Origin of the sequence: Nitrosomonas halophila (genome assembly GCF_900107165.1) — a bacterium.
In the GTDB taxonomy this organism is placed as follows: Bacteria; Pseudomonadota; Gammaproteobacteria; order Burkholderiales; family Nitrosomonadaceae; genus Nitrosomonas; species Nitrosomonas halophila.
In genome coordinates this window covers 14,455-30,088 of the sequence record NZ_FNOY01000034.1, presented here as the reverse complement: position 1 = coordinate 30,088, position 15,634 = coordinate 14,455, and the positions used below count along the sequence as shown (strand labels likewise).

Sequence of the window (15,634 nt, the reverse complement as noted above, 5' to 3'; positions counted from 1 at the left end):
ACTTGCCATGCTGTCCCGGCACAGGTTGGCAAATACGCCAACCTGGCAATTGTCTACCTTCCCCAGACGGCCGTTCCATTGCCTCGCAATCCCTGCCGAGGCTTCACCTTTCTTCGCAAAACCACTTTCATCAATGATCAAAGTGGCTTTGTCGCCACCCAGTAGCGCGTCCGCTTCACGCGCAATCTGTGCACCAAATCCATGCCAATCAATTGCACCAGATGTCAGCATGTGTTGCATAGCCTGGTGATCAACCTCGTTTACTTCGCCCATGCGCAACATGGTCGCCCGATCGGATTGAAACAGCCCACGCAGATAACCATAAAACGTCGCTGTTGCATCGCGCGTCGAGGATACGAAAAATGATGAAAATGAAGATAAATGCGCGCCAAGCGCTTCTGGGAGCCCCTGCAGGGCAGATTTGAGAGACTGTTTAGTATTTTCACGACATTATCGTGATTAACATATATAAAACAATGACTTATTATACATCAACTGGATGCCTCATTGGAATTATTTGAATCTGACAAAGTAGAATTAGAGCCTCCTCAAAACCCGGGGCGATTCAGTTTGCCTGAGGAAACCGGGCAAATCGAACTTATGGAGGATGCGCAAGATTGGCTAGAAAAGGCTCTGATGGTCGATATGATTGGCAGTCTGCTTGGATATATGCCTAATTTCACAGTCGGTTCCTCAGTTGTCTCGCCCACGGTCGAGACAACTTGGGGCAGCAGCAACCTAATGTCGGCACTCAGCCTCTTTTCCCACGGCTTTAGGGGCAATGCATCACAAGACAGTACTTCTTCAAATCAGGACAGCATCCTCGGCCAATGGACCCGCCGCGCCGAAGACTGGGCACTGCAGCAGCAGCTTGCATTGAAGGAACTGGAGCAGATCGACGCCCAGATCACCGCCGCCGAGATCCGCATCCAGCTCGCCGAACGGGAATTGGCCACCCACGACCGGCAGATCGAGCAGGCCGCAGCCGTGGAAGAGTTTCTGCGCGACAAGTTCACCAACCAGGAGCTGTACGCCTGGATGAGGGGCCGAATCGCGGGTATCTTCTTCCAGACCTACAAACTGGCCTACGATCAGGCCAAGCGCGCCGAAAAGGCGCTGCGTTACGAGCACGGGCTGGCCAGCACGAACCACATCAAGTTCGGCTACTGGGACAGCCTGCGCCAGGGCTTGCTGGCCGGCGAACAGTTGCACCATGACCTCAAGCGCCTCGAACAGGCGCATCTCGACCAGAACCGCCGCCATTACGAGCTGACCCGCCACATCAGCCTGTTGCAGCTCGACCCGCTGGCGCTGATCGCGCTGCGCACCACCGGCCGTTGCACCTTTGCACTACCCGAGGCTCTGTTCGACATGGACTGCCCCGGCCATTACTTCCGGCGCATCAAGACCGTTGCCGTCAGCATCCCCTGCGTCACCGGTCCCTACACCAGCGTCAACTGCACCCTGACCCTGCTCAAGAGCCGCGTGCGCACCTCGGCGACACCTGGTGGAGGTTACGAGCGAAACGAGAACGGAGACGACACTCGCTTCCGTGACGACTTCGGCAGCCTGCAATCCATTGTCACCAGTTCGGCCCAGAACGACAGCGGCCTGTTCGAAACCAACCTGCGCGACGAGCGCTATCTGCCCTTCGAGGGTGCCGGCGCGATCAGCGAGTGGCGCCTGGAATTGCCGAATGAATATCGCCAGTTCGACTACGACACCATCAGCGATGTCATCCTGCACCTGCGCTACACTGCCTGCGAGGGTGGGGGTGCGTTGCGTACTGCTGCCGCAGCATGGGTTGGGGAACAGGTCGAGAAAGCCGCAGCCGCCGGGTCTGTGCGTTTCTTGTCGATGCGCCACGATTTTCCATCCGAGTGGGCGCGGTTCAAGGCGGCGCCAATGGGCGATGAACAGAATGAAGCCACCCTGAGCATCACGCTCAAAGAGGAGCATTACCCGTTTTGGGCTCGCGCCGTCTCAGATAAGTCATTGCAAGAAGTCTGGATCTATGTGGCCCCGGCGGAGAAGCCGTCTGGGCCAATCACCGTTAGGCTGCCAGTGGATGGTTCCGAGGAGATTCAAGCGTCACTGCAGGCCCTTGGGAGTTCCTTTGGCAATCTTCTTGGAGGCTCCTTCGGCGATACGTTACCTCCAGTGCTCGGTCAGTGGACTCTGCATCTGACCGACAACTCAATCGATGACCTGTGGCTAGTGATCAAATGGGGGGGGCGAATAGCCGATACCGTATCTCGTTGAGTTGCGCGGTGCCAAGTAAAGTTTGTATCGCGGCGACGCGTTGTCCGGCGCAATTCATGGCATAAAGAATATGGAGTGCGTGTGCCGAAATGCGCTCATTCTTTGAGCCGAGTGATGTGAATAACAGGATGATTCGTAAGGATAAACTGCTGAGCATGCAGTTGTGTGAACATGTTGAGTGGTGCCGGGAGGGGGAATCGAACCCCCATGAAGTTGCCTTCGCGGGATTTTGAGTCCCGTGCGTCTACCAATTCCGCCATCCCGGCTTTTTGCTGCGAGTGCGCAATTATTACCGAAATCGGGCCGTACGGCAACTAATACCGATAGTTCGCTAGCCAGAGTTTGCATTCCAGATGAAAAAATTGGTCAACAAATGTTATATTGCTGGGAAAGGCGAGCGAATCTTTACTGGTATTTCAGATATTTGTGTTTTCTAATCATGCCGATTTTTTGCCAGTCTGGTGATTGTTGATTTTCTCAGTGAATGGCAATCCAGAATATTAATCCAGCCAGCATATAACACGAGAATTGGAGAATTATTCCATGTCGAGACCTTCTTTGGCTGACTGCGAGGCCACTACGCCGGAAGCGGATCTGCTTTTTTATGAAGTATCCAAGTATCTCAAATCTGATGATATAGCGTTACTCAAGAATGCTTATGTCTTCAGCCGGGGTGCGCATGCTGGCCAATTCAGGAAAACTGGCGAGCCCTATATTACACATCCGGTCGCGGTCGCGGGAATCCTCAGTGAATTGCATCTGGATGCGGTGACGTTGTCTGCGGCCTTGTTGCACGATGTCGTGGAAGATACCGGTGTTTCCAAGCAGGAGATCAGTGACCGCTTCGGCGCTTCTGTGGCTGAGCTTGTGGACGGCGTTTCCAAGCTCGACCGGATCGAGTTTCAAACAAAAGCCGATATGCAGGCTGAAAATTTTCGCAAGATGTTGCTGGCCATGGCGCAGGATGTGCGTGTCATGCTGATCAAGCTGGCCGATCGTTTGCATAACATGCGCACACTCGGGGTTATGCGCCCCGAGAAACAGCGCCGTATCGCAAAGGAGACGCTGGAAATTTATGCGCCGATTGCGCATCGCCTGGGGCTGGAAAATATCTATCACGAACTGCAGGAGCTGGGTTTTTGTTTTTCCTATCCGACCCGCTATAAGGTTCTGGTGAAAGCATCCAAAGCGGCTCGCGGGAACCGGCGGGAAGTGGTTGGAAAAATACTGGAGGCAATCAAGCAGCGTTTGCGGGATGTCGGACTGGATGCGGTTGTCACAGGGCGCGAGAAACATTTGTATAGCATTTACAAAAAAATGGTCGAGAAACAGCTTAGTTTCTCTAATGTGTTGGATATTTATGGTTTCCGGGTTGTCGTCAAGGATGTTTCATCCTGTTATGTGGCGCTTGGAGCGTTGCATGGCCTATATCGGCCCATTCCAGGGAAATTCAAGGACTATATCGCCATTCCCAAGGCAAATGGTTATCAGTCGCTGCACAGCACGTTGCTTGGCCCTTATGGATTGCCGATAGAAATACAGATTCGTACCCGTGACATGCATCATATTGCAGAAACTGGCGTTGCCTCACACTGGCTCTATAAAAGCAGCGATGCCGAAGTAGATGATCTGCATCTGAAAACCAATCAATGGATGAAGGGTTTGTTGGAAACACTCAGTGATTCGTTTGATTCGCTGGAATTTCTCGAGCATATCAAGGTTGATCTGTTTCCAGGGGAGATCTATGTCTTCACGCCGCAGGGCAAGATTCTGGCTTTGCCGAGAGGCGCGACAGCGGTTGATTTTGCATACGCCGTGCATACAGATGTGGGAAATTGTTGCGTGGCTGCCCGAATCAATGGTGAAAATGCACCGTTGCGCACCCGGCTGAAAAGCGGGGACCGTGTGGAAATTGTGACGGCTCCGGCCGCCAAGCCCAATCCGGCCTGGTTGACTTATGTCGCGACCGGCCGGGCACGTTCGAGTATTCGGCACTTTCTGAGAACGATTCAATACGATGAGTCCGTCAAGCTAGGAGAGCGCTTGCTGAACCAGGCGCTGAGTTCGTTTGGGCTGGATCCAGAAACTGTCAGCAGCTCGCAGTGGGAAAAGCTGGTAAGAGATATCGGCGTTAAATCAAAGGATGAACTGCTGGCAGATATCGCGCTGGGTAAACAGCTGGCTGCCGTTATCGCGAAACGCTTGATTATGCCGGGTGAGTCGGTTTCCGATCATCCGGGCAAGAGTTCCATCACCATACTCGGCACCGAGGGTATGGCGGTTAAATTTGCCAAGTGTTGTTATCCCATTCCAGGGGACGGGATTGTCGGATTGATCAAGAAAGACCGCGGGCTGGTGATACATACCCAGGATTGCTTGGCAGTGGCCAAGAATCACAAGAATGCCGACAGTCAATTGGATGTTGTTTGGGGGCGGGATATCAATCGATCATTTCCGGTCGGTATCTTCATGGTGGTGGTCAACAAAAGTGGGGTGCTTGCGCGGGTTACCACCGAGATTGCCAAGGCAGACTCGAATATCGATGATATTGCGCTGGAAAATGACAAGGATTACGCGACCATGCGCTTTGTTCTGCAAACCAGGGATCGCCGTCACCTGGCGCGAATATTGCGTCGTCTCAAGCATATCGAGGAGGTCGTGAAACTTGGCCGCATCAGGCATCAGTGAATGGTGCCTGGTGTGAAAACAGGCTAATATTGCGATGAAGTGGATAAGGGAAGCTTTGCAGGCAGGTAGCTTGGTTGACTGATTAGATAGCCCGCTTCCCTTTCCAGGATGAAAGATTACGGTTTTTATTGCTGTTTTCTGTCCTGACGCACTTTTTCGATCAGTTGTTCGAGTACGGCAATGGTGTCTTGCGGCGTGCTGGCGAATTTGCCGCTGGCGAGATATTTTCCGTCGACTATCAGAGCGGGTACGCCCGTGATCTTGTATTGCCGGGTCAATTGCGCGGACCGGTTCGCCTGGTTCTGCACGGTGAATGAATTATAGGCGTTGGCAAATTTGCTGCGCTCGATGCCCTGTTTTTCGGCCCAATCGAAAAGCACGTTTTCTTTGAATAGATTGATTTTCTCGCGATGGATTGCATGGTAGATCTTGTCATGCCACTCGGTGGTGATGTCCAGGCTTTCGATGGCATAAAAAGTTTTAGCGGCGGGCATCCAGTTGGCGCGGAATACCGCGGGCACGTAGCGGAAACTTACATCGTCAGGCTTGTTTTCCAGCCATTTCGCCAGATAGGGATGCAGATCATTGCAGTGTGGGCAGCCATACCAGAAAAATTCAATGACCTCGATCTGCTGCGCGTTTTCGGTGGGTTGTGGCGAGGGGAGCAGGGCGTAGTCCCTGCCCTCGACAATTTCTGCATGGGCAATGGAAATGCCTGCCAAACCTGCCAGAATGGTGCTCAGAATAAAATGGGTGATTTTTTTTGCATTCATTTACATGTCCTCTTCATCGAATTGAACTGGGTTCCCTAGTACTTCGTTCCACCAAACCGCTTACATGAAATCGCGCCTTCACCTGTCATGCGTTGTTGCGAATCCTCGCCATAGCTACGGCTATGACTGCGGTTTGCGCCTAGCCTGACAGGTAAATCCATCGATTTCATTTGCAAGCTAATTGACGAAACTGAGTACTAGGTGCCGAACCTCGGGGTTCGGCATGGCCAGGGTGCATCTGCCGAATTTACTGGCCATTGCCTGGTGCGCGAACGAGACTGGTTGCCATGCCGCTGGCCTGCAAAGAGGATCTAACTTGGTTGACTTCTTCCAGCTTGTTGAAAGGCCCGATGCGTACCCGGTGCAATACCATGTTGTCTGCTGATTTTCCGACCTGGACCGAGGCCACTACGCCCAGCAATGCAAGTTCGGCTTTCATTCTTTCCGCATCGCCAGGGTTTCTGAAGGACCCGGTCTGAATGTAGTAATGTTCCCTAGCTGCGGGCGCTTTCTTTTCCGGCGGGGCAGGGGTGGCAGGTGCGGGGGCGACAGGGGCCGGGCGAGGGGAGGGTGGTGGTTCGAACAAGTCTTCGCCAGCCGGCTCATCGATGCCGGGCAATATATTATAGAAATCAAAGCGTGGTTTGTTCAGGCTTGCCTGATTGGCATCAGAGGTGGCTTCTTTCTTTGCTGATTTTGGCGTGGATTTCTCCGGCGGCGCAGATTTGGCAACTTTTTCCTCGGTGAGGTAAGGGCTGGGCGCTTGGCTGATGTATAGCCATACGCCTATGGCGCTGGCCAGGCCCAGAGTGTAGCCGATGAATAATCCAAGCATCATTGAGCCGCTGCCTTTGCGGTTTCTGGTGGCGTTTCTTTGCTTGTAATCCCGACTCATGAATAATTCCGTGCTCTGGTTTAATTACATTTCACGGGGCGACGTTACGCCGAGCAACGTCAGCCCCTTGGATAGGATTTGTTGAATCGCTGAAATCAATGCCAGCCTGACAATCTTGAGCGCTTCTTCGGAAACGAGAAAGCGCGTTGAATTGTAATAGCTGTGAAACTCGCTGGCCAGCTCGCGCAGGTAAAACGCAATCAGATGCGGGGCGCGCTCCCTTGCTGCCGCTTCCACAGTATCCGGGAAATCGATCATTTTCTGTAGCAACGCCAATTCGGCCGGATCGTTCAGCAAGGCGGTATCGGCAGTGGCAAACATGGCCGGGGTGCCATCCCATTGGGCGAGTACACTGCAAATGCGGGCATGTGCATACTGCACATAATAGACAGGATTGTCATTGCTTTGCGATTTGGCAAGATCCAGATCGAAATCCAGATGCTGGTCGCTTTTGCGCAAGACATAGAAAAAACGCGCTGCATCGTTGCCCACTTCTTCGCGTAACTGCCGCAGTGTGACAAAATCCCCGGAGCGGGTCGACATGGAAACTTTCTGACCATTCCGGTACAGAACGGCAAATTGAACCAGGGCGATTTCCAGTTTTTCAGGGTTCAGCGAGAGCGCTTCGATAGCGCCCTTTACCCGCGGGATGTAACCATGATGATCCGCACCCCAGATATTGATCATGTGATCAAAGCCGCGCTCATATTTGTTGAGATGATAGGCGATGTCGGATGCAAAATAGGTGTACTGGCCGTTTTCCCGCTGTACCACGCGATCCTTTTCGTCACCGAACTCGGTCGAACGGAACCAGACGGCACCATCTTGCCGGTACAGCAGCTTTTTTTCCTCCAGCAAGTGCACGGCATGGGCGACCATGCCACTGTCAAACAAGGATTGTTCCGAGAACCAGGTCTCGAATTCCACACCGAATTCCATCAAGTCATTCCGGCAGTCGCCCAATTGTTCTGTCAGAACTAAATTGTGCAAATAGGCGTAATCCTGCCCGAGTATGGATTTTGCGGTAGCGATGAGGCTGTCCAGTAATCCATCATCGCTGCCGCCTGTTTCCAGCGAGCTGGCTTCAGTCAGTTTCTGTATCATGGCGTCGGAGCGATGCACGTAACGATCCCCATGGGCGCGGTATATTTCCGTTGCCATGTCGATGACATACTGGCCCTGATAAGCGCTGCCCGGGAATGGGAAAAAGAGGCTATTCAGTTCCAGGTAACGCAGCCAGGTGGATAAGGTCAAAATATCCATTTGCCGGCCGGCGTCATTGACATAGAATTCGCGTGCAACCGTATAGCCGGCAGCAGCGAGGATGTTCGCCAAGCTAGCGCCAAATGCCGCGCCGCGCCCATGCCCAACATGCAGGGGACCGGTCGGATTGGCAGAGACAAACTCAACCTGAACGGTTTTTCCCGCGCCGAGCGAGCTTTGACCAAACAGTTCGCCTGTTTGTAATACAGTATGCAGAAACTGTTGCTTAGCAGTATTTTTTAGAAACAGGTTGATAAAGCCGCCGCCAGCAACTTCGGTCTTCTCTAGCCAGGGCGATTCGGGTAACGCTTTGATCAGTGCCTGCGCTAATTCACGTGGATTTTGGCGCAAATGCTTGGCCAGTTTCATGGCGAGATTGCTCGCGTAATCGCCATGGCCGGCTTGCTTGGGCCGGGACAGCTCAACGTGGATATTGGTTTCGGGCGGTAGCAAGTTGCTTGCAGCCTGGTCGAGTAACTGGATGCAATGCGCTTTGAAATTAGGGGGAATAATTCTTGTGGCCATGTTGGGAATTGTGTTTCAGCAAGCTCGCATTATACCGGCTTGCACGCAAACCTGTATGCGGTTTTGTCACCCAGATCCTGCTGCGCGCATCTGGTTTGTTGTCAACGGTGTAGCGGGATTGATGCCGGCCGGGTGTTCGTGTATTTCGAAGCCTGCCGATTTCATGTGTGCATCAGCCAGTATATAATGTGTCAATATTCTATTGAATCCGATTCTAAAAATGACGAGGGGTCCTGGTAATGGAAGAAGTAGTGGAAAAATCTGAGGAAGCGATACTCGATGAATGCATTCAACACGCGACAGAGGTCCTGGCAGAACAGCTTCCGCACATCAAGGACAAAAAGAAGTATGATTTCGCGCCGCAATTCAAGGAGATGACCATCCAGCTTTACCTGGTTGGGGTGATGTGGAAGTTTTACACGCGCTATGAGACAGCCGAGAATGCGCTGGAAAAAGCCTATGGTGCGCTGGCTGCCATAATGGCCAAAGACGGGATTAAGCCCAAACGCGTGGAAAAACAGGTCGCCTTTATCAGGAAGGTTTCCAAACTCGAGGATGATGAGGCATTGGCGACGGCGTTAGGGTATGAATCCAAGCCTGGCGACCGCAGCCTTGCGGCAGTTTTTGATCAATACCTCGACGATGTCAGGGTGTCGGGCAGTTTATGGCGCTATTATGATAACGGTAAGAAAATTCTGCTGCTGGGTGGGCTGCTTTTCGCGATGATCGGGGTCTGGTTCGTAACGATTTTCTTGCCGGAAAGCGACGACATGGTCATTCTCGCAGTAGGTCTTTTGATGGCGTTCTTGTTTATGATTCCGGTTTCTCTGATCGGCCTGTTGATTTACCGTTACAAAATCAAGAAAGGCGAACGTTCTGATATGCCATCTTCCTAGCATTTGAGTTGGTGAATCAGGCAAGTTCAAACACGACCAAACCATGCTTTCTGAAGCAGAGTATTTGCAAAAAATAGGTTTTTTGTAATTAATTTTGCCCATTCAATAATCTGCTGGTGGGGTAACTGCCCATCATACTTGATATTACCTTGGAGTTTATGAGCGCAAATATCATCGACGGTAATCTTGTCGCGCGCAAGCTTCGTACCGAATTGAAATTACGCGCCGACTTGCTGGCGGAAACCTGGATACAGCCAGGACTGGCGGTTATTCTGGTTGGCAATGACCCGGCTTCTTCCGTGTATGTCCGTAACAAAGCCAAGACATGCGGAGAGCTGGGCATTCGATCCGAGGTCTTCAATTTTCCTTCCGACATTTCTCAGGATATGTTGTTGCGGCAAATACAGGACCTGAACGCAAACCCTGAAATTCATGGCATCCTGGTCCAGTTGCCGTTGCCTGGGCACATTCAACTTGAGGAGGTGATCGCTGCGATCGCCATCGAGAAGGATGTGGATGGATTTCATCCTTGCAATGTGGGAGCGCTGGTAACCGGCCATGCCTTGTTTCGGCCCTGCACGCCGTTTGGGGTGATGAAAATGATGGCCGAATACGCTATTCCCATTCAGGGGCAACATGCTGTCGTTGTCGGGCGCAGCAATATTGTCGGCAAGCCCATGGCACTGATGCTGCTAGAGAAAGGTGCTACCGTTACGATCTGCACCTCCAAAACCCGCGACTTAGTGCATCACACCCGCCATGCGGATATTGTCGTGATGGCGACGGGTAAGGCCAATTTGCTGACAGCAGAAATGGTCATGGAAGGTGCGACAGTCATCGATGTCGGCATCAATCGTATGGCTGATGGTAAGTTGTGCGGGGATGTGGCGTTCGCGGCAGTCAAGGAAAAAGCCGGCCATATTACGCCAGTGCCCGGCGGTGTCGGTCCCATGACCATAATGATGCTGATGAACAATACCATTGAAGCAGCCGAACGTGCTAAAACAGGTATGCAATCTATTGCCCGGCGTGGGCCGGTGCAATAGTCTTGGAATTGCTTAATAAGGGAGCAACGATTCGATATGGATTCACAGGATATTGATCCTCAGGAAACACAGGAGTGGCTGGACGCTCTGGAAACGGTGCTAGCAAACGAAGGCGCCGAACGCGCGCACTATCTGCTGGAGCGGCTGGTAGAGAAGGCACGCCGTTCCGGTGCATACCTGCCATACAGCGCCAATACGGCCTATATCAATACGATTCCATCCGGCAAGGAAGAGCGCTCACCGGGTGATCATGCGCTTGAGCATCGTATCCGCTCCTATGTGAGGTGGAACGCAATGGCCATGGTGTTGCGCGCCAACCGTAAAACCAATGTGGGTGGGCATATCTCCAGCTTCGCTTCGGCCGCAACGCTTTATGATGTGGGCTATAACCATTTCTGGCGAGCGCCTACCGAAAAGCATGGGGGCGATCTGGTTTATGTACAGGGCCATTCCTCGCCCGGTATCTATGCTTATGCCTATCTGTTGGGTGCCTTGACGGAAGAGCAGCTCGATAATTTTCGTCAGGAAACCGGAGGGAATGGATTGTCCTCCTACCCACATCCATGGTTGATGCCGGATTTCTGGCAATTTCCCACCGTTTCGATGGGTTTGGGGCCGTTGATGGCCATTTACCAGGCCCGTTTCATGAAATACTTGGGAAGTCGGGGGCTGGTCGACACCGAGGATCGTAAAGTGTGGGCATTCATGGGCGATGGTGAAATGGACGAACCGGAGTCGCTGGGCGCCATTACATTGGCTTCGCGCGAGAATCTGGATAACCTGATTTTTGTTGTCAACTGCAACTTGCAGCGTCTGGATGGGCCTGTCAGAGGGAATGGCAAGATCATACAGGAGCTGGAAGCGGCTTTCCGTGGCGCTGGCTGGAATGTGATCAAGGTGATTTGGGGCTCTTATTGGGATCCGCTGCTGGCCAAAGATACCAGAGGATTGTTGCAGCAGCGCATGATGGAATGCGTGGACGGTGAGTATCAGACCTTCAAGTCCAGGGATGGCGCTTACGTCAGGGAGCATTTCTTCGGCAAATATCCTGAGCTGCGCGAAATGGTGGCCAATATGTCTGATGATGATATCTGGCGCCTGAACCGTGGCGGACATGATCCGCATAAGGTTTATGCGGCCTATACAGCTGCTTTGCGTCACCGCGGGCAGCCCACTGTGATTCTGGCCAAAACCATCAAGGGTTATGGGATGGGAGAATCGGGTGAAGCACAAAACATCACGCACCAGCAGAAGAAAATGGGAACGACCTCATTGCAAGCGTTCCGTGATCGTTTCGGGGTGCCTGTGCCGGATGACCAGATTGATGACGTGCCCTATCTCAAGCTTGATGAAGATTCCCCTGAATATGCTTATATGCATGGGCGTCGCGAAGTTCTGGGAGGCTTTCTGCACCGTCGCCGGCGACAAGCGGAGAGCCTGCAGGTGCCGCCATTGGAAGCATTCGAGTCTTTGCTGAAAGGCAGTGGCGAGGGTCGGGAGTCGTCCACCACCATGGCATATGTGCGCGCGCTCAATGTGTTGGTCAAGGATAAAAATATCGGCAAGCATATTGTGCCGATTGTAGCGGATGAATCGCGCACCTTCGGCATGGAGGGTATGTTTCGCCAGCTCGGTATCTGGTCCTCGGTCGGTCAGCTCTATACCCCGCAGGATGCCGATCAGTTGATGTATTACAAGGAGGACAAGCATGGCCAGATTCTGCAGGAAGGCATCAATGAGGCGGGCGCCATGTCCTCCTGGATCGCAGCCGCCACTGCCTACAGCACACACAATGTGCAGATGATCCCTTTCTTCATCTATTATTCAATGTTCGGTTTTCAGCGTGTCGGGGATCTTGTCTGGGCGGCTGGCGATATGCGTTGCCGGGGATTCCTGATAGGTGGGACGGCCGGGCGCACGACACTCAATGGCGAGGGGCTGCAGCATGAGGATGGGCATAGCCATATTCTGGCTTCCACGATTCCCAATTGTGTCGCTTATGATCCCGCCTATGCTTATGAGTTGGCGGTCATCATTCAGGATGGCCTGCGTCGCATGTATCAGGAACAAGAGGATGTGTTTTATTACATCACCGTGATGAATGAAAATTATTCTCATCCGGATATGCCGAAAGGTGCGGAGCAGGGCATTTTGAAAGGTATGTATCTGCTGCGTGAAGGGAGCAAGCGTTCCAGAAAGCCGCGCGTGCAGTTATTGGGCTCGGGAACCATCTTGCGGGAAGTAATCGCGGCGGCGGAGTTGCTGGAGAAGAACCATAACGTCGTGGCCGATATCTGGAGTGTGACTAGTTTCAACCAGCTGCGGCGAGAAGCGCTCACTGCCGCTCGCTGGAATCTGCTTCATCCGACGGAGTCAAACAGACTTTCGTATGTGCAAACCTGTCTCAAGGATCGTGATGGTCCGGTGGTTGCTGCCACCGATTATATGAAGATCGTCGCGGACCAGATCCGGGAATTTGTGCCAGGACGCTACTGTGTGCTGGGAACGGATGGGTTCGGTCGTTCCGATACCCGAGAACGGTTGCGGCGATTCTTTGAGGTTGACCGGCATTACATTACCGTGGCAGCGCTCAATACGCTGGCAGAGGAAGGTAAAATTCCGGCGGCGCAGGTCGCTGAGGCAATCCAGGCTTATGCGATTGACCCGGATAAACCGGAGCCGGTTAACGTATGAGTGGGATGCCAATGAGTCGAGTTATCATGTCAGTTCGTCTTGCTGATCGTTATGGCAGCAAATCGGGGAGTGCGCGTGGCTGAAATCAAAAAAGTATTGGTTCCAGATATTGGGGATTTCGATAATATCCCAGTGATCGAAATCATGGTCAAAACGGGGGATGTCGTCCAGGTGGAAGATCCTTTGATCGTTCTGGAGTCGGACAAGGCTACGGTCGAAGTGCCTTCGCCGTATGCTGGGATTATCAAACAGATCAAGGTCAAAACCGGTGCCAAGGTGTCGGAAGGCGCTGAGATTCTGACCATGGAGGTGACTGCCGAAGACAGTGAAGCTGAAGCTTCCAGTCCGGCGCAATCCGAAACCAGGGCGCCTGAAGCACCAGCCAGCCAGTCAGTCGAAGAGAGCGCCGAGGCAACCAAGGCGGTACAGTCACAGGCCGTTGCCGAAAGGAAACCGGCTGAGCCCTCTCGTCCCCCTGTGCAGATGGAAGAGATGGCCGGACACGATGCGGATGCGAAGCCTCACGCGGGCCCTGCTGTGCGGCGATTCGCCCGGGAACTCGGGGTGGATCTGAGCCGGGTAACCGGAACGGGCCCCAAGCTGCGTATTCTGAAAGAAGATGTCCAAGCCTATGTCAAGCAGGTAATGGCTGGAGAGCAGGGCGGGACAGCCGGTGGAGGACTGAATCTATTGCCCTGGCCACAAGTGGATTTTGCCAAGTTTGGGCCCATTGAATTGAAGCCGTTGGCGCGCATTCAGCGGCTTTCTGGCGCGAATCTTCATCGCAACTGGGTCATGATCCCGCATGTCACACAATTTGACGAAGCAGATGTGACGGATCTGGAATCACTTAGAAAGTCGCATAATGATACGAATCAGGAAGGTGGTATCAAATTGACCATACTTGCCTTTCTGATAAAGGCTGTGACAGCCGCTCTCAAGAAATTTCCAGAATTCAACGCTTCACTCGATAATGGCGCGGAAGAAAGCCAGCTAATCATCAAGCGCTACTATCATATCGGTTTTGCGGTGGATACACCCAATGGGCTGGTCGTGCCGGTGATTCGTGACGCTGATCAGAAGGGTGTGATGGGGATCGCCGAGGAACTCGGCGTAAAGTCGTCGCTGGCTCGCGATGGTAAATTGAAGCCCGCCGACATGCAGGGCGCGAGTTTCACCATATCCAGCCTGGGGGGTATTGGCGGGACGGGCTTTACACCTATCATCAATGCACCGGAGGTGGCCATATTGGGTGTTTCGCGGGCAAGTCTGAAACCAGTATATCGCGACGATGAATTCGTCCCGCGCCTGATGCTGCCTTTGTCGCTGTCGTACGACCATCGCGTGATCGATGGCGCTTCAGCTGCCCGGTTTACCACACATCTCGCCAATATCCTGGCGGATATGCGGCTGGCGTTGTTCTGAGGATGCCAAATTGTGCCGGTTCCTTGATATATGCGTATTTCAGTAAATGGTAAATGATCGAAGCTAACGGCTTCTCGCTGATAGGAATCTACGGCGGCACATTTGACCCCGTGCATTACGGCCATCTGAGGGTGGCCGAAGAGCTCGTGGAAGTTTTGCAGCTGGACCACTTGCGTTTTCTGCCCGCGCATCATCCACGTCTGCGCAATGCGCCGGTTGTGGCCAGCCACCATCGTGTTGCCATGCTGCGCCAGGCCATCCATGGCAATGTCAGGTTTTCAATGGATGAGCGGGAGCTCAAGCGGCCGGGAGAAACCTATAGCGTCGAATCGCTGCGTGAATTGAGGCAGGCGTATGGCGAGCATGAAACGCTTGCGCTGTGTTTCATCCTGGGCGCTGATGCTTTTGTGAAGCTGCCGGACTGGTATTGCTGGCGCGAGCTGTTTGAATTATGCCATCTTGTTGTGGTCAATAGACCAGGGCATGCTTTACTCTCTGACCCGTCCTGCTTGCCTCTGGCGCTGAGAAATATCTGCCAGGAGCGTTGGGCAGCTCATGCAGATGCGCTCAAGAAAATATCTTCCGGGCTTGTCTATGTTGCACCAACGACGCTGCTTAATATTTCTTCGACTAGAATCAGGACATTGATGGCATCAGGAAAAAGCGCCCGTTATCTATTGCCCGAGAGGGTGCTCGATTATATCAACATGCATAATTTCTATGCTGGAGGAAAATGAAGTCTGAAGAACTGCAAAAGATAGCCATTGCCGCACTGGAAGATCTCAAGGCCAAGGATATCGAGGTGATTGAGGTCGGGCATTTTACTTCGCTATTCAACACTATGATAATTGCCAGTGCTGAATCCACGCGCCAAACAAAGGCACTGGCGAATCACGTGCGAGAGGAAGTGAAGGCGGCTGGCGGGACAGTTTATGGGGTCGAAGGTGAGCAGACCGGGGAATGGCTGCTGGTCGATCTGGGCGATGTGGTGGTGCATATCATGCAGCCCGCCATCCGCGAGTACTACGACCTTGAGGGGCTGTGGGCAGAATCGGTCTGGAGACCGTCCAAAGCAGGTTCTGCTGCATAACGGTCTGGTATTCTTCCAAGCCAGTTTTGCGGATGTTCGCTAGACATATTGCAGGAAAATCGGTCAGTTGTTGAAAT

Annotated in this window: 12 protein-coding genes and 1 tRNA gene; 8 read left to right on the top strand and 5 right to left on the bottom strand. The window is 52.9% G+C overall.

The genetic code is table 11. The features are described 5' to 3' along the window. Positions 1 to 414: transposase (locus tag BLV85_RS08945; protein ID WP_281245739.1), on the bottom strand; the 414-nt coding region annotated here is incomplete at its 3' end. Between the two features lie 93 nt (positions 415 to 507). Here BLV85_RS08945 and BLV85_RS08940 point away from each other — a divergent pair. Next, positions 508 to 2,262, top strand: a complete 1,755-nt coding sequence (locus tag BLV85_RS08940) for a Tc toxin subunit A-related protein (RefSeq protein ID WP_090414403.1) — start codon at positions 508 to 510, stop codon at positions 2,260 to 2,262. Positions 2,263 to 2,441: 179 nt separating this feature from the next. On the opposite strand, the gene BLV85_RS08935 is transcribed toward BLV85_RS08940, so the two are convergent. After that, positions 2,442 to 2,528, bottom strand: a tRNA-Leu gene (locus tag BLV85_RS08935). A 277-nt stretch (positions 2,529 to 2,805) separates the two neighbouring features. Here BLV85_RS08935 and BLV85_RS08930 point away from each other — a divergent pair. After that, positions 2,806 to 4,950: a RelA/SpoT family protein gene (locus BLV85_RS08930; protein WP_090414401.1), complete on the top strand. Its 2,145-nt coding sequence runs from the start codon at positions 2,806 to 2,808 to the stop codon at positions 4,948 to 4,950. A 125-nt stretch (positions 4,951 to 5,075) separates the two neighbouring features. Here the strand turns inward: BLV85_RS08930 and BLV85_RS08925 are convergent, their stop codons facing one another. From BLV85_RS08925 to argS, 3 genes are all read right to left on the bottom strand, one after another. Next, positions 5,076 to 5,723, bottom strand: coding sequence for a thiol:disulfide interchange protein DsbA/DsbL (locus BLV85_RS08925; RefSeq protein WP_090414399.1), 648 nt, complete (start codon positions 5,721 to 5,723; stop codon positions 5,076 to 5,078). Positions 5,724 to 5,970: 247 nt separating this feature from the next. Beyond that, positions 5,971 to 6,618, bottom strand: coding sequence for an SPOR domain-containing protein (locus BLV85_RS08920; protein WP_090414396.1), 648 nt, complete (start codon positions 6,616 to 6,618; stop codon positions 5,971 to 5,973). Between the two features lie 24 nt (positions 6,619 to 6,642). Continuing rightward, a complete protein-coding gene (argS, locus tag BLV85_RS08915) occupies positions 6,643 to 8,406 on the bottom strand; it encodes an arginine--tRNA ligase (RefSeq protein ID WP_090414394.1) in 1,764 nt (587 codons plus the stop codon). A gap of 239 nt (positions 8,407 to 8,645) precedes the next feature. Between argS and BLV85_RS08910 the strand changes: the two genes are divergently transcribed. The 6 genes from BLV85_RS08910 (at position 8,646) to rsfS (ending at position 15,557) form a co-directional block, all read left to right on the top strand. Next, positions 8,646 to 9,302, top strand: a complete 657-nt coding sequence (locus BLV85_RS08910) for a hypothetical protein (protein WP_090414393.1) — start codon at positions 8,646 to 8,648, stop codon at positions 9,300 to 9,302. A gap of 158 nt (positions 9,303 to 9,460) precedes the next feature. Continuing rightward, complete coding sequence (gene folD / locus BLV85_RS08905; protein WP_090414391.1) at positions 9,461 to 10,348, top strand: bifunctional methylenetetrahydrofolate dehydrogenase/methenyltetrahydrofolate cyclohydrolase FolD; 888 nt, start codon at positions 9,461 to 9,463, stop codon at positions 10,346 to 10,348. Positions 10,349 to 10,384: 36 nt separating this feature from the next. Next, positions 10,385 to 13,042: a pyruvate dehydrogenase (acetyl-transferring), homodimeric type gene (gene aceE, locus BLV85_RS08900; protein WP_090414389.1), complete on the top strand. Its 2,658-nt coding sequence runs from the start codon at positions 10,385 to 10,387 to the stop codon at positions 13,040 to 13,042. Positions 13,043 to 13,117: 75 nt separating this feature from the next. Further along, entirely contained in the window at positions 13,118 to 14,467 is a 1,350-nt protein-coding gene (gene aceF, locus BLV85_RS08895; protein WP_090414410.1) for a dihydrolipoyllysine-residue acetyltransferase, read from the top strand. 53 nt (positions 14,468 to 14,520) lie between these two features. Continuing rightward, positions 14,521 to 15,204 carry a nicotinate-nucleotide adenylyltransferase gene (gene nadD, locus BLV85_RS08890; RefSeq protein ID WP_090414387.1) on the top strand — a complete coding sequence of 228 codons (684 nt, stop codon included), beginning with the start codon at positions 14,521 to 14,523 and terminating at the stop codon, positions 15,202 to 15,204. After that, positions 15,201 to 15,557 carry a ribosome silencing factor gene (rsfS, locus tag BLV85_RS08885; protein WP_090414385.1) on the top strand — a complete coding sequence of 119 codons (357 nt, stop codon included), beginning with the start codon at positions 15,201 to 15,203 and terminating at the stop codon, positions 15,555 to 15,557. Before nadD ends, rsfS begins: the two co-directional genes overlap by 4 nt. Positions 15,558 to 15,634: the final 77 nt, after the last annotated feature.

Excerpts from the sequence above, each read along its gene's own strand:
- BLV85_RS08930 (WP_090414401.1), top strand. The coding sequence starts at position 2,806 with ATGTCGAGACCTTCTTTGGCTGACTGCGAGGCCACTACGCCGGAAGCG.
- BLV85_RS08925 (WP_090414399.1), bottom strand. The coding sequence starts at position 5,723 with ATGAATGCAAAAAAAATCACCCATTTTATTCTGAGCACCATTCTGGCA.
- BLV85_RS08920 (WP_090414396.1), bottom strand. The coding sequence starts at position 6,618 with ATGAGTCGGGATTACAAGCAAAGAAACGCCACCAGAAACCGCAAAGGC.
- argS (WP_090414394.1), bottom strand. The coding sequence starts at position 8,406 with ATGGCCACAAGAATTATTCCCCCTAATTTCAAAGCGCATTGCATCCAG.
- BLV85_RS08910 (WP_090414393.1), top strand. The coding sequence starts at position 8,646 with ATGGAAGAAGTAGTGGAAAAATCTGAGGAAGCGATACTCGATGAATGC.
- folD (WP_090414391.1), top strand. The coding sequence starts at position 9,461 with ATGAGCGCAAATATCATCGACGGTAATCTTGTCGCGCGCAAGCTTCGT.
- aceE (WP_090414389.1), top strand. The coding sequence starts at position 10,385 with ATGGATTCACAGGATATTGATCCTCAGGAAACACAGGAGTGGCTGGAC.
- nadD (WP_090414387.1), top strand. The coding sequence starts at position 14,521 with ATGATCGAAGCTAACGGCTTCTCGCTGATAGGAATCTACGGCGGCACA.
- rsfS (WP_090414385.1), top strand. The coding sequence starts at position 15,201 with ATGAAGTCTGAAGAACTGCAAAAGATAGCCATTGCCGCACTGGAAGAT.